This window comes from Sphingomonas sp. Leaf62 (genome assembly GCF_001421915.1).
In the GTDB taxonomy this organism is placed as follows: Bacteria; Pseudomonadota; Alphaproteobacteria; order Sphingomonadales; family Sphingomonadaceae; genus Sphingomonas.
In genome coordinates, this window is record NZ_LMLN01000007.1 from 19,249 (window position 1) to 32,517 (window position 13,269).

The window sequence follows — 13,269 nt, forward strand, 5'->3', positions numbered from 1 at the left end:
CGCGCGCATTTGTCGCTAGAGCCCCCCCGACCAACAGGGGAAAAGTCGATGCCGGTTTCCGACGCAGCGGGATCACCCGCCTATGTGCTGACGCTGTCGTGCGCCGATCGCGTCGGGATCGTCGCGGCGGTCAGCGGGCATCTGGCGCGGATCGACGGCTTCATCCTCGACAGCCAGCAATATGCCGATCTCGAAGCCGGACGTTTCTTCATGCGGGTGGAATTCGCAGGCGCCGGCCCGGCCTTTCCGATCGATCTCGATGCGTTGACGCGGGGGTTCGCAGAGATCGGCGAAAACTTCGCGCTCGACTGGTCGATCGTCCCCTTTGCCGAGCGGATGCGCGTGCTGATCGCCGTGTCGAAAGGCAGCCATTGCCTAAACGACCTGCTCCACCGGTGGAAGACCGGCGACCTGCCGGTCGAGATCGTCGGAGTCGTTTCCAACCACCAGTCGCTGCGCGCGCTGACAGAATGGCATGGCGTGCCGTTCCATTACCTGCCGATCGTTGACGGCGACCGGCTGGGACAGGAAGCGGCGATGCTGCGCGTGTTCGAACAATCCGATGCGCAATTGCTGGTGCTCGCCCGCTACATGCAGGTGCTCGGCAGCGACCTGTCGCTGCGGCTGGCCGGACGCTGCATCAACATCCATCACAGCTTCCTGCCGAGCTTCAAGGGCGCGCGCCCCTATGCCCGCGCGCATGATCGCGGCGTCAAGCTGATCGGCGCGACGGCCCATTATGTCACCGGCGATCTCGACGAAGGCCCGATCATCGAACAGGCGGTCGAACGTGTCGACCACCGCAACACCGAAGCCGATTTGATCCGCATCGGCCGCGATGTCGAGGCGCAGGTGCTGGCCCGCGCCGTCCGCTGGGCAGCGGAACGGCGGGTGTTTTTGAACGGTCACCGGACGGTGGTGTTTCGATAAGGTCCGATGTGCCCCGAACCGTTCGCGCCAGCAGGGCCTGAGCCCTCGGGACGAACGGTTCAGTTTGCGAACGATCGTCCTACTCCCCGTCGGGCTTTGCCATGTTCGTATGCATCTTCGCCAGCACGCTGTCCGGCGTGATATGGCTGATCGCGGCTTGCAGCTTGTTCTTCGCGCCCGACACGACATGCGCCGATCCGGCCATCACCGCGTCCCAGCCATTGCGCGCGGTCTTCGCCGGATCTTCCTTCGAATCGTCCTTGCCGACCGGTGTATCCATCATGCCGGCACGTTCGAAGAAGCGGGTATCCGTCGGCCCCGGCATCAGCACCGTGATCGTCACCCCGCTGTCCTTCAACTCCTCGCGCAGCGCATAGGCGAAGCTGTCGAGATACGCCTTGGTCGCGTTGTATACCGCCTGGTAGCTGCCAGGGATCAGGCCGGCGATCGATCCGGTGATGAGGATGCGCCCCTCGCCCCGCGCCGCCATGTCGCGCGCCACCTTTTGCAGCAGGTACGTCGTGCCGGTGACGTTGGTTTCGATGACCCGACGCCACGCCGACACGTCCTGCTCGACAAAGGCGTGGCCGAGACCGCGCCCGGCATTGGCAATCAGCAGGTCGACCGGCCGCCCGGCCACCTCGTCCAGCAACCGGTCGTTGCCCTCGAACGTCGCCAGATCGGCCTCGACCGCCCGCACCGCTCCCGCACCGAAATCGTCGGCGGCAACGGTGATCTGCGGTTCGTCGGCAACGACGATCAGATCATAGCCTTCCGCCCCCGCGATCTTTGCCAGTTCATACCCGATCCCGGTCGAGGCACCGGTGATTACTGCCAGTTTGTTCGCCATCACGCTTCTCCCGTCGCGGCGGCCTTCGCCCAGTCGGGCTTCAGCACGACCTTGGTGCAGACATTCTGTTCGTCATGGAATTTCTGGTAGCCCTTTGGCGCATCCTCCAGCGCCATCCGGTCGGAAATCATGAAGGTCGTGTCGATCTTGTCCTCCATGATGGCAGCCAACAGCCCTGGCAGATAGCGCTGCACATGGGTCTGCCCGGTCTTGAGCGTCAGCCCCTTTTCCATCAGCGCGCCGAACGGGAATTTGTCGATCAATCCGCCATAGACGCCCGGCACAGAGACCCGTCCGCCCTTGCGGCAAGCGACGATCGCCTGACGCAAGGCATGCGGTCGATCGGTGCCGAGAAAGGTCGATGCCTTGATCTGGTCGACGATATTGTCGACGAACATCCCATGGCTTTCGAGACCGACGCTGTCGATCACCGCATCGGGACCGATCCCGCCGGTCATCGTCATCAGCGCATCGTAGATATCGGTTTCCTCGAAATTGAGGACCTCCGCCCCTAATCCCTTGGCCAGTGAGAGGCGGTGCGGGAAGTGATCGATCGCGATCACCCGGTGCGCACCCATCAGCAACGCCGACTGGATCGCGAACAGCCCGACCGGGCCGCATCCCCAGACCGCCACGATATCGCCGTCCTCGATATCGGCATTTTCGGCCGCCATCCATCCGGTTGGCAGGATGTCGGACAGGAACAGCACTTTATCGTCCTCGATCCCTTCGGGGATCACGATCGGCCCGACATCGCTGAACGGGACACGGACATATTCCGCCTGTCCGCCGGGATAGCCGCCGGTCATATGGCTGTATCCGAACAGAGCCGACCCGACCTGTCCCCACAATTCCTGCGCAATATCCTGATTGTCGGCAGGGTTGCCGTTCTCGCAACCCGAAAATTGCTGCTTCGAACAATGGTAGCAGCTGCCACAGGCGATGACGAAGGGCACGACGACGCGCTGCCCCTTCTTCAGCGTGGAATTCGGCCCCGTCTCGACGACTTCGCCCATGAATTCGTGGCCGAGTATATCGCCGGCCTTCATCGTCGGGATATAGCCGTCATACAGGTGCAGGTCAGACCCGCAGATCGCGGTCGACGTGATCTTAATGATCGCATCGCGGGGATTGATGATCTCGGGATCGGGAACGGTATCGACGCGGACGTCATGCTTGCCGTGCCAGGTAAGTGCGCGCATCGCCGGCTCCTTCTTTTAAGACTTGGGTTCGCGGTTGGGCGGCGTGGTCGTCGCGATCTCGCCGGTTTCCATCAGCTGCTTGAACCGGCGCAGATCACGGCGCGACTGGATCGCCGGTTCCTTCTGCGTCACCTTGGCAACCAGCTTGCCAAGGATGCCGGCGGGTGGAGAATAGGCGATCATTGCCGTCACCACCGTGCCGCGTCCGGGCGCCGCTTCATGGAACGATACCCAGCCGCTGTTCGGCACGTCGCTATTTTCGGCGCGCCAGCCGATACGTTCGCCATCGACATCTTCGGTAACGATGGCGTCCCATTCGTACTGCCCGTTGGGGCCGGCTACCGTCCAGTGCGATCGGTCGCGATCGTGCAACTCGATCGCCTGAACATTCTGCATGAACGTCGCCAGATTCCGGAAGTCGCGCCAATAGGCATAGAGTTCGCCGGCCGGTCGGTTGATGGTCACCGCAACGCCCGACACCGACGACTCGCCGTTCGGTGCGGCCGCGCCGCGTTCGGCCCCGTCCTTCGATGTGAAGGCAGGCGCATCGTCCCGTTCGATATCATCGGGGTGTTCGCTTCGGGCCATGGTCATGCTCTCCTGTCCGCCGAACCCAGCGGCCCGGCGAATTGATCCATGTTAAATATTTGTTCTAGCTGCGGTTTTTAACCACCGCATCCTCAACCACTGTCGCCCAGCCCTGTTCCGGGCCAACTGCCACTTTACCGGTCAACGGTACGGATTTGCAGACGGGGCGCGCGGCGCTATGCGATCGGCCATGCATGGTGCCCAGCTCACGCTTCACAATTCGCTGACTCGCAGCCTCCAGCGGTTCGAACCGCTCGACCCGGTAAAGGGCGTGCGCGTCTATTCGTGCGGGCCGACCGTCTACAACTATGCCCATATCGGCAATCTGCGCGCGTACGTCTTCACCGATACGCTCAGCCGGGTGTTGCGGTGGAAAGGCTATCCGCTCACCCATGTCATCAACATCACCGATGTCGGCCATCTGACCTCCGACGCTGATGCCGGTGACGACAAGATGGAGGCGGCGGCAAAGGCGCGCGCCCAGTCGATCTGGGACATCGCCGCGCACTATACTGCCGCGTTCAAGGGCAATCTGCGCGACCTCAACATCGACGACCCGACGCGCTGGTCGGTGGCGACCGATCACATCGCCGAGATGATCGCCTTTGCCGAACGCATCGCACCCGAGCATTGCTACGAACTCGACAGCGGCCTCTATTTCGACAGCAGCACCGTGCCCAACTATGGCGCGCTGGCCGGTGGACACGACGATGCCGGCGAAGGCCGCATCGATCCCGTCGCGGGCAAGCGCCATCCGCAGGACTTCGCCATCTGGCGCAAGACCCCGCCGGGCGAGACGCGGCAGATGGAATGGGACTCACCCTGGGGAAAGGGCGCGCCGGGCTGGCATCTCGAATGCTCGGTGATGAGCCTCAAATATCTGGGGGCGCCGTTCGACATCCACACCGGCGGCATCGACCATCGCGAGATCCACCACCCGAACGAAATCGCCCAGAACCAGGCCTATTGCGGGTGTGCCGACAGCGGTGCCGCCTTCTGGATGCACAACAATTTCCTCGTCGAACGCTCCGGCAAGATGTCGAAGTCGAAGGGCGTGTTCACCACGCTCCAGACGCTGATCGATGGTGGCGTCCATCCGCTCGCCTATCGGATGATGTGCCTGTCGGCGCAGTATAGGTCCGAACTCGAATTCTCCGCCGATAATCTGGTCGCGGCGCTGACCCGGTTGAAGCGGCTGGCGATGACCGTCGTCGCCCTGCGCACCCGCGCCTCGGGTACCGGCGATGCGACGAAAGCCGCGGCCTATCGCGAACGCCTCGATGCGGCCGTGTCCGACGACCTCAACACGCCGCGCGCACTGCCGGTGCTCGACGAACTGCTCGCCGACAAGAAGCTGACCCCCGCCGACCGGCTGGCGGCGCTCGCCGATTTCGACGCGGTGCTGGGCCTCGGTCTCGCCACCCTCGAACGCGCCGACCTGCGCGTCCGTCCCGCCGGTGCGACCATCGACGCCGACGCGATCGAAGCCCGCCTGTCTGACCGCCGCGAAGCCCGCGCCGCCAGGGATTTCGCGAAGAGCGACGCGATCCGCGACGAACTGACCGCCGCGGGCGTGGAGGTCATGGACGGCGACCCGCTCGGCTGGGACTGGCGGCCGACGCTGGGATAGCATCCGCTAACCCCTTGCTCCCGGCCCCGCTTCGCCTTCATACCCGGCCCGCGAATCATCGGGGGACGATATGCGGGGACAGGTGCTGGGCGTCGATCGGGACGGACGCGAGGGGCGGATCGCCGGCGACGACGGACAGCGTTACTGGTTCGAGCCCGACGACTGGAGCGACCGCGTCGGCCCGGCGGTGGGCGCGCAGGTCGATTTCGAGGTGTCGAACGGCCGCGCGCTGCGGATCTACCACGTCCCCGGCACCGTCGCGCCGGTCCCGGCGAATAACGATCGCCGCCGCCGCCCGCGCAAGGACAAGATCGCAGCGGTCCTGTTCGCCTTCTTCCTCGGCACGCTCGGCATCCACCGCTTCTACCTTGGCAAGACCGGGTCGGGCATCGTCATGCTGCTGCTGACCTGCACCGTCGTCGGCCTGCTCGTCACCGGTATCTGGGCGCTGATCGATGCGATCCGCTATCTCGTCATGGACCATGACGAGTTCCACAACCGCTACGGCTGATCGAAGCGGTCGATCGGCCTCACCAACCTTTCCTTCATTGCGCGACCGACCGGTTTCGCGCATGGGAATTGCCCGAACCGACTTGATGGATACCGCACATGGCCGCCAACTGGGCCCCCGATAGCTGGACCACCGCCGAAGCGCGCCAGCTTCCCAATTACCCCGATGCGCAGGCGCTCGACGCAGCGACGGCACAGCTCGCGAACTATCCGCCGCTGGTCTTTGCCGGCGAAGCCCGCAGCCTGACCGCCGAGCTCGCCGAAGTGGCCGAGGGCCGCGCGTTCCTGTTGCAGGGCGGCGATTGTGCGGAAAGCTTTGCGGAATTCCATCCCAACTATATCCGCGACACCTTCCGCGTCATCCTCCAGATGGCGGTCGTGCTGACCTTCGCGTCGAAGCTGCCGACCGTGAAGCTCGGCCGCATGGCCGGCCAGTTCGCCAAGCCGCGCTCGGCCGATACCGAGGTCGTCGACGGCGTCGAACTGCCCAGCTATCGCGGCGACAACATCAACGACATCGCCTTCACCCCCGAAGGCCGCATCCCCGATCCACAGCGGATGATCCGCGCCTATTCGCAGGCGGCGGCAACGCTCAACCTGCTGCGCGCCTTCGCGACGGGCGGCTATGCGAACCTACATCAGGTCCACCGCTGGACGCACGACTTCATGGGCCGGTCCCCATGGGCCAAGAAATATGCCGACGTCGCCGACCGCATCGGCGAGGCGCTCGACTTCATGGCCGCCTGCGGCATCGATGCCGACAGCGTGCCGCAGCTGAAGGCGACCAGCTTCTACACCAGTCACGAAGCACTGCTGCTCCCGTACGAACAGGCGCTTACCCGGCAGGATTCGCTGACCGGCGACTGGTACGACACCTCCGCCCATTTCCTGTGGATCGGCGACCGCACCCGCTTCGACGGGTCGGCGCATGTCGAATTCCTGCGCGGTATCGGCAATCCGATCGGCATCAAATGCGGCCCCACCCTTGAGCCCGATGCGCTGCTGCGGATGCTCGACACGCTCAACCCGAACCGGGTTGCCGGCCGCATGACGCTCATCACCCGCTATGGCCATGACAAGATCGAGGCGGGCCTGCCCAAGCTGATCCGCGCCGTTCAGCGCGAAGGGCATCCGGTGGTGTGGTCGTGCGATCCGATGCACGGCAACACGATCAAGGCGACGACGGGGTACAAGACGCGGCCGTTCGACCGGATCCTCGCCGAAGTGCGCGGCTTCTTCGCCGTACACCGGGCGGAGGGCAGCCATGCCGGCGGCATCCACGCCGAAATGACCGGGCAGAACGTTACCGAATGCACCGGCGGCGCGATTGCGGTCACCGAACAGAGCCTCGCCGATCGCTACCACACCCACTGCGATCCGCGCCTGAACGCCGGGCAGAGCCTCGAACTGGCGTTCCTGCTCGCCGAGATGCTGAACGAGGAACTGTCCGAACGCCGCCGCGTCGCGGCGTAACGGGGCTTTCAAGCGGGCTCCTGCCCGGTACTGCCCCGACCCGTCACCCCGGACTCGATCCGGGGTGACGAGGACGGATGCCTGAATCACGGAATATCGAGTGATCCTAGCACGCTCGCGAGGACGCTCTTACCTCTGTACCGCCTCCCGGCCCCGTCGAATTTCCCGAAGCACAACCACCCCCTAGCCTCTTGCGCCCACACGCAATACAGCACGTCGGCAACGGGCACGCGCGCCGCCACCATGGCGCGCACGTCACACGACTGGCCCGGGTCGTTCCGCGATTCCGTGCGGGACGGGGCCGAACGCGTTAAGGGAACCGGTAGATGACCGACGAGACACAGATGGTAGAGGCGCTGGACGCACGGACGCGCCGGCGTGAGGAACGCCGCGACTTCTTCCGCGCGTTCGGTGCCGCCGCGGCGATCGGCGGCGGCCTCGCGCTGACCTCGTGCGATAGCGGCAATTCCTCGCCGACGCCGACCCCCACCGGGACCGCCACCGCAACGCCCACGCCGACCCCTTCCCCCTCGGGAACCGCCGGTGCGTCCGACATCGACGTGCTGAACTTCGCGTTGAATCTCGAATATCTCGAAGCGCAATTCTATGCCTTCGCCGCCAACGGCACCGGCCTTGCCGCCAGCCTGCTGACCGGCCCGACCGGCACGACGCCGGGCGCAGTGACGGGTGGACGCAAGGCGACGCTGAACGACCCCGTCATCGCCAATTTCGCCCGCGAAATCGCACAGGACGAAATCGCCCACGTCGAATTCATCCGCAACGCGCTCGGCAACTCCGCCGTCGCCATGCCCGCACTCGACATCGGCGCGACCGCGACAAGCGCGTTTTCGAACGCCGCGCGGGCCGCCGGGCTGATCGGCGCCGGCGAGACCTTCGATCCGTACGCCAGCGACGATAATTTTCTACTGGCCGCCTATCTGTTCGAGGATGTCGGCGTCACCGCCTATCGCGGTGCGCTGCCGATCATCGCCAACACGCTGATCCGACAGGCCGCCGCCGGCATCCTCGCCGCGGAAGCCTATCATGCGTCGATGATCCGTTCGGCGCTCTATGTCCGCGGGCTGGCGGCACCGTCGCTGATCGATGCGACCGAATCGATCTCCAACGCGCGCGACAGCCTCGACGGCGGCATCGATATCGATCAGGGCATCCGCCCGATCGGCGACCAGTCGAACATCATGCCGTTCGACACCAACGGCCTGCCTTACGGCCGCACCACCGGACAGGTGCTCAACATCGCCTATCTGAACCGCAATGCCGTCGCGACGGGCGGGTTCTTCCCGGCCGGCGTCAACGGCAACATCAAGACCAGCGCGGCGAACTGAGCCTTTCGGGAGCGAGACCAATGACCAACGAATCGATCCTGATGGACCGCAATGCCGGCGACAGCCGCCGCGACTTCCTGCGCGCCGCCGGTGGCGTCTCCGCCGCCGTCGCCGGGGCCGGGCTGCTTGCCGCCTGCGGTGGCAACAACGGCAATCCTGCGCCGACGCCGACGCCCACCCCCACGCCGACCGCATCGGGCACGCCGACACCGGTGCCAAGCCCGGCGACGGATGCCGACATTCTCAATTTCACGCTGAACTTCGCGTATCTGCAGGGGCAATATTACAGCGTCGCCACGACCGGTGCCGGCCTCGACGCCAGCCTGCTCGGTGGCAGCGGCACCGCCGGTGCGGCGACCGGCGGGCGGCAGCGCGTGTTCGAAGATGCGACGATCGGTCGCTATGCCCGCGAACTCGCCGCCGACACCCGTGCCCATGTCGCCTTTCTGCGCGGCGTGATCGGTTCGACCGTGATCGCGCAGCCCGCGATCGACCTTGGCGTCACCGCGACCAGCGCCTTTTCCAACCTTGCCCGCACCGCCGCGCTCATCACCGCCGCGACGGCGACCTACGACGTGTATGAAAGCGATGATCGCTTCCTGCTCGGCGCGTTCGTGTTCGAGGATGTGGTCGTCACCGCCTATCGCGGGATCATCGGCTCGCTCGCTGGTGCCGCGTTCCTCGATGCCGCCGCCGGGATGCAGGGTGCCAAATCCTATCATGCCGGCCTGATCCGCTCGGCGCTTTATCGTCGCGGCATCGCCACGCCCGCATTGATCGATGCGACCGAAGCACTGTCGACCGCCCGCGACGGGTTCGACGGCGCGGCCGATATCGATCAGGGCGTGCGTCCTGCCAACAACGCGTCGAATATCGTGCCCACTGACGGCAGCGGCATCACCTATGCCCGCGCGCCGGCCCAGGTGCTGAACGTCGCATATCAGACGCGTAGCTCGGTCGCGCTCGGCGGGTTCTTCCCCGCTGGCGTCAACGGGCTGCTGAAGACCAGCGCCGCGATTTGACACGATTCCGGGGAACGCGACCGACCATGGCACCACCACCGTCCGCCGCCGAACCCGCCCCGGAACGTCGACCCAGCCTTCCCGGATCGTTCCGCACCGTGCCCGTTCCGGCCGGTGCGGGACAATTTTGGCGAAAGCTCGGCGCCTTTGCCGGCCCCGGCTATATGGTCGCGGTCGGCTATATGGACCCCGGCAACTGGGCGACCGACATCGCCGGCGGATCGGCGTTCGGCTATACGCTGTTGTCGGTCGTCCTGTTGTCGAACATCATGGCGATGGTGCTGCAATCGCTGTCGGCCAAGCTCGGCATCGTCACCGGCCTCGACCTTGCGCAGGCATGCCGCGAATATTATCCGGCACCGACCCGCTGGGTGCTGTGGGCCTTATGCGAACTGGCGATCATCGCCTGCGATCTGGCGGAGGTGATCGGCACCGCCATCGCCTTGCAACTCCTGTTCGGTATTCCCCTCGTATGGGGCGTGTGCATCACCGCGGTCGACGTGATGCTGATCCTGCTGCTCCAGCAATATGGCTTTCGCAAGCTGGAGGCGTTCATCGTCGCCCTGCTGATCGTGATCGCGGGCTGCTTCGCGGTCGAGCTGGCGCTTGCCCAACCCTCGCTCGCCGCCATCGCGGGCGGCCTGATCCCGCGTGCGGAGATCGTCACCAACCCGGCGATGCTGTACATAGCGATCGGCATACTCGGCGCGACGGTGATGCCGCACAACCTCTATCTGCACAGTTCGATCGTGCAGACGCGCAGCTTTGATCGATCGGTCGAGGGCCGGCGTGAAGCGGTGAAGCTCGCCACTATCGACAGCTCGATCGCGCTGATGCTGGCGTTGTTCATCAACGGATCGATCCTGATCCTCGCCGCCGCGACCTTCCACACCGCCGGGCGGACCGACGTGGCGGAAATTCAGGACGCGTATCAGTTGTTGACGCCGATGCTCGGTGCCGGTGCCGCCAGCATCCTGTTCGCCGTCGCCTTGCTGGCATCGGGGCAGAACTCGACGATCACCGGGACGCTCGCCGGACAGATCGTGATGGAAGGGTTTCTGAACATCCGGCTGCCGTCGTGGCTGCGGCGGATCGTCACCCGGCTGATCGCGATCGTGCCGGCGGTGGTCGTCGCCAGCCTGTATGGCGAGAGCGGGACCGCGCAATTGCTGATCGCCAGCCAGGTGGTGTTGAGCCTGCAACTCCCCTTCGCCGTCTACCCGCTGGTCCGCTTCACCGGCGATCGCGCCAAGATGGGCCAATTCGCCAATCGCCCGGTCCTTGCGATGGCGGCATGGACGATCTGTGCGGCGGTGATCGTGCTCAATTCGGTGCTGTTGTATCAGGTCGTGACCGGCTGACCGGCATCTAAACTAGACGGGCTCGACATTCGGTTCGCTGGACGCCGGATTAGTGTTCCATCCCCTTTCGTTACTCCCGCGCAGGCGGGAGTCCATATACGCCGGCGTCGCGAATCCAGCCAAACCCTCGGCGTCATGGCTTCCCGCCTGCGCGGGAATAACGAAATTCCGTGGTTGTCGCTGAATGTCGATCGCTCCTAAGCCTGATCGCCTGCGCCGCGCACGAACTTGCCCGACACCCGCGCGCGCACCAGACAGGTCGCGTCGCCGTCGACGCAGAGCAGCAACAGCGCATCGTCGCCGACCCGGTACCAATGTTCGTCGCCCTTCCCGGCATGAAGTCCGAGGTCGGTCAGCCCGGCCAGCCGATACGCGGCGGTGACGCAGGGCGCAGGCACCCGGGCGGTCGACTTCTCACCGGCATAGTCGCACCCGGCCGGCGTCGCGAATGCCGCCGCCACGACCGGCTGGCTCGGATAATGGTGGATGTCGAGCACCCCCTTCGCCGCCAGCCCGAATGCCAGCAACAGCAACAGCGCCGCCGCACCGACCTCGAACAGCACCAGACTACGCTTGCGCGTGACCTCGACCATCATCATCCTTCTCTCTGCCGCGAACGACGATAGGACAGACCGGTTAACAACGCGTTGGCCATAGGTGGCGGGCAAGCTTTCCTACTTTGCCGGGCCGTGCGACGATGCGACTGTTCTTTGAAAGCGCCGTTCCGGTCTCGGGTTCGCGGTACAGCCGGTGTAAACTTCGGAGGGATCCGAACTATTCTAACCAATTGCCATTGCGGTATTTAAACGCCAACTGCCCCACGCTCTAACATCGCCATCGTGTCAACTTCGCCACCTTCCGCCACTGGACAGCGATTATGGTTGCGCTATGAAACTGATATGGCGCTCCCTCCCTTGTTCGACACGCTCGCCCTCCCCGTGATCGGCTCGCCGCTCTTCATCATCTCCGGCCCCGATCTGGTCATCGAACAGTGCAAGGCGGGGATCGTCGGCTCGTTCCCGGCGCTGAACGCCCGCCCGCAGGCGCAGCTCGACGAATGGTTGCACCGCATTACCGAGGAACTGGCCGCGCATGACCGCGCCAATCCCGACCGTCCCGCCGCGCCGTTCGCGGTGAACCAGATCGTCCACCGTTCGAACGATCGGCTGGAGGCGGACCTTGCTACCTGTGCCAAATGGAAAGTTCCGATCGTCATCACCTCGCTCGGCGCGCGCGAGGATCTCAATACTGCCGTCCATGGCTGGGGCGGCATTACCCTGCACGACGTGATCGACGACCGCTTCGCGCACAAGGCGGTGGAAAAGGGTGCCGACGGGCTGATTCTCGTCTGCACCGGGGCCGGCGGCCATGCCGGTCGTCTCAACCCCTTCGCCTTCACGCAGGAGGTGCGGCAATGGTTCGACGGCCCGCTCGCGCTGTCGGGAGCGATCGCCAATGGCGGGGCGGTACTGGCGGCGCAGGCAGCGGGTGCCGACCTCGCCTATGTCGGATCCCCCTTCATCGCGACCGCCGAAGCCAGTGCCGTCCCGGCCTATAAGCAGGCGGTGGTCGACGGTCGCGCCGACGATATCGTCTACAGCAATCTGTTCACCGGCGTACACGGCAATTATCTGCGTGGCTCGATCGTCGCAGCCGGACTCGATCCCGACGCTCTTCCCGAAAGCGACCATTCGGCGATGAATTTCGGTTCGGCGGCCAAGGCATGGAAGGATATTTGGGGTGCCGGGCAAGGCATCGGCGCGGTCGACGCGGTCGTCCCCGCCGCCGATCTTGTCGCCCGGATGGCGGCCGAATATCAGGCCGCCCGTACCCGCCTGCTATAGCCGCGTCGCCAGCCGTTCGAACATCGCCCGCGCGGGACTGGCTGCCGGCGGTGCGCTCCGCGACCGCTCCATCCGTTCCGCCCGCCGATACAGATCAACGCTCGCCCGGATCAGCGTCTGCGTGCCCACCGGCATCGCCCCCAGCGTGTCGTCGTCGGTTGCCGGCCCGGCGGCCAGCGTGCGCAACGGATCGTCACCCATTTCCTGCGACATCTCGCCCGCGTCGATCGCCTTCTGCGTCAACAGCCATGCGATAACGTGCATCAACCGGGTCGTGATCTTCAGCGACTCGCAGGACAGCACCACACGCGCCATGGGATCGAGCGTCGCCCGCTCGGCCATCCCGACCTGATCGAAATAGGCGCGTGCCTCATCGGCGAGCACCATCGCTTCGACGTACATCGAATCGATCAATCGGCGATGCACCATCGCACCGTTTTCGGCTACGTCCATGGCGGCAGGATGCCACGCCGGCTCGACTCGCGAAAGAGGCGGCCGGATTGGCTGGCTGTG

The 13,269-nt window shown here is 65.1% G+C and carries 13 protein-coding genes; 8 read left to right on the plus strand and 5 right to left on the minus strand.

Annotated features, from left to right (window positions below):
• Positions 1-48 precede the first annotated feature (48 nt).
• Entirely contained in the window at positions 49-930 is an 882-nt protein-coding gene (gene purU / locus ASE91_RS04925; RefSeq protein ID WP_056623381.1) for a formyltetrahydrofolate deformylase, read from the plus strand.
• Between the two features lie 79 nt (positions 931-1,009).
• On the opposite strand, the gene ASE91_RS04930 is transcribed toward purU, so the two are convergent.
• From ASE91_RS04930 to ASE91_RS04940, 3 genes are read right to left on the minus strand one after another with little or no spacing between them, the layout of a single operon-like run.
• Positions 1,010-1,780, minus strand: coding sequence for an SDR family NAD(P)-dependent oxidoreductase (locus ASE91_RS04930; protein ID WP_056623384.1), 771 nt, complete (start codon positions 1,778-1,780; stop codon positions 1,010-1,012).
• Entirely contained in the window at positions 1,780-2,982 is a 1,203-nt protein-coding gene (locus tag ASE91_RS04935; RefSeq protein ID WP_056623386.1) for a zinc-dependent alcohol dehydrogenase, read from the minus strand. The genes ASE91_RS04930 and ASE91_RS04935 overlap by 1 nt, the downstream gene beginning before the upstream one ends.
• A gap of 15 nt (positions 2,983-2,997) precedes the next feature.
• Complete coding sequence (locus tag ASE91_RS04940) at positions 2,998-3,570, minus strand: SRPBCC family protein (RefSeq protein ID WP_056623587.1); 573 nt, start codon at positions 3,568-3,570, stop codon at positions 2,998-3,000.
• A 190-nt stretch (positions 3,571-3,760) separates the two neighbouring features.
• Between ASE91_RS04940 and cysS the strand changes: the two genes are divergently transcribed.
• From cysS to ASE91_RS04970, 6 genes are all read left to right on the plus strand, one after another.
• Complete coding sequence (cysS, locus tag ASE91_RS04945; RefSeq protein WP_056623389.1) at positions 3,761-5,200, plus strand: cysteine--tRNA ligase; 1,440 nt, start codon at positions 3,761-3,763, stop codon at positions 5,198-5,200.
• Positions 5,201-5,270: 70 nt separating this feature from the next.
• A complete protein-coding gene (locus tag ASE91_RS04950) occupies positions 5,271-5,711 on the plus strand; it encodes a TM2 domain-containing protein (RefSeq protein WP_056623392.1) in 441 nt (146 codons plus the stop codon).
• 98 nt (positions 5,712-5,809) lie between these two features.
• On the plus strand, positions 5,810-7,183 hold the full coding sequence (locus tag ASE91_RS04955) for a class II 3-deoxy-7-phosphoheptulonate synthase (RefSeq protein ID WP_055994349.1): 1,374 nt from the start codon (positions 5,810-5,812) through the stop codon (positions 7,181-7,183).
• Between the two features lie 326 nt (positions 7,184-7,509).
• Positions 7,510-8,529 (plus strand): ferritin-like domain-containing protein, encoded by a 1,020-nt coding sequence (locus ASE91_RS04960; RefSeq protein WP_056623395.1) that lies wholly within the window; start codon positions 7,510-7,512, stop codon positions 8,527-8,529.
• 20 nt (positions 8,530-8,549) lie between these two features.
• Entirely contained in the window at positions 8,550-9,551 is a 1,002-nt protein-coding gene (locus tag ASE91_RS04965; RefSeq protein ID WP_056623399.1) for a ferritin-like domain-containing protein, read from the plus strand.
• A 26-nt stretch (positions 9,552-9,577) separates the two neighbouring features.
• A complete protein-coding gene (locus tag ASE91_RS04970; RefSeq protein ID WP_056623401.1) occupies positions 9,578-10,912 on the plus strand; it encodes an Nramp family divalent metal transporter in 1,335 nt (444 codons plus the stop codon).
• A 197-nt stretch (positions 10,913-11,109) separates the two neighbouring features.
• Here ASE91_RS04970 and ASE91_RS04975 read toward each other — a convergent pair whose 3' ends face one another.
• On the minus strand, positions 11,110-11,505 hold the full coding sequence (locus ASE91_RS04975) for a hypothetical protein (RefSeq protein WP_235530325.1): 396 nt from the start codon (positions 11,503-11,505) through the stop codon (positions 11,110-11,112).
• Between the two features lie 306 nt (positions 11,506-11,811).
• Here ASE91_RS04975 and ASE91_RS04980 point away from each other — a divergent pair, with 306 nt between their 5' ends.
• The gene (locus ASE91_RS04980; RefSeq protein ID WP_056623407.1) at positions 11,812-12,756 is read left to right on the plus strand and encodes an NAD(P)H-dependent flavin oxidoreductase; all 945 of its coding nucleotides are present in this window, start codon (positions 11,812-11,814) and stop codon (positions 12,754-12,756) included.
• On the opposite strand, the gene ASE91_RS04985 is transcribed toward ASE91_RS04980, so the two are convergent.
• Positions 12,751-13,209, minus strand: a complete 459-nt coding sequence (locus ASE91_RS04985; protein WP_055994363.1) for a DUF1465 family protein — start codon at positions 13,207-13,209, stop codon at positions 12,751-12,753. The two genes, ASE91_RS04980 and ASE91_RS04985, sit on opposite strands and share 6 nt — an antisense overlap.
• Positions 13,210-13,269 lie beyond the last annotated feature (60 nt).

Bases quoted from the DNA above. Each gene is read 5' to 3' on its own strand.
- purU (WP_056623381.1), top strand. From the start codon at position 49: ATGCCGGTTTCCGACGCAGCGGGATCACCCGCCTATGTGCTGACGCTG.
- ASE91_RS04930 (WP_056623384.1), bottom strand. From the start codon at position 1,780: ATGGCGAACAAACTGGCAGTAATCACCGGTGCCTCGACCGGGATCGGG.
- ASE91_RS04935 (WP_056623386.1), bottom strand. From the start codon at position 2,982: ATGCGCGCACTTACCTGGCACGGCAAGCATGACGTCCGCGTCGATACC.
- ASE91_RS04940 (WP_056623587.1), bottom strand. From the start codon at position 3,570: ATGGCCCGAAGCGAACACCCCGATGATATCGAACGGGACGATGCGCCT.
- cysS (WP_056623389.1), top strand. From the start codon at position 3,761: ATGCATGGTGCCCAGCTCACGCTTCACAATTCGCTGACTCGCAGCCTC.
- ASE91_RS04950 (WP_056623392.1), top strand. From the start codon at position 5,271: ATGCGGGGACAGGTGCTGGGCGTCGATCGGGACGGACGCGAGGGGCGG.
- ASE91_RS04955 (WP_055994349.1), top strand. From the start codon at position 5,810: ATGGCCGCCAACTGGGCCCCCGATAGCTGGACCACCGCCGAAGCGCGC.
- ASE91_RS04960 (WP_056623395.1), top strand. From the start codon at position 7,510: ATGACCGACGAGACACAGATGGTAGAGGCGCTGGACGCACGGACGCGC.
- ASE91_RS04965 (WP_056623399.1), top strand. From the start codon at position 8,550: ATGACCAACGAATCGATCCTGATGGACCGCAATGCCGGCGACAGCCGC.
- ASE91_RS04970 (WP_056623401.1), top strand. From the start codon at position 9,578: ATGGCACCACCACCGTCCGCCGCCGAACCCGCCCCGGAACGTCGACCC.
- ASE91_RS04975 (WP_235530325.1), bottom strand. From the start codon at position 11,505: ATGGTCGAGGTCACGCGCAAGCGTAGTCTGGTGCTGTTCGAGGTCGGT.
- ASE91_RS04980 (WP_056623407.1), top strand. From the start codon at position 11,812: ATGGCGCTCCCTCCCTTGTTCGACACGCTCGCCCTCCCCGTGATCGGC.
- ASE91_RS04985 (WP_055994363.1), bottom strand. From the start codon at position 13,209: ATGGACGTAGCCGAAAACGGTGCGATGGTGCATCGCCGATTGATCGAT.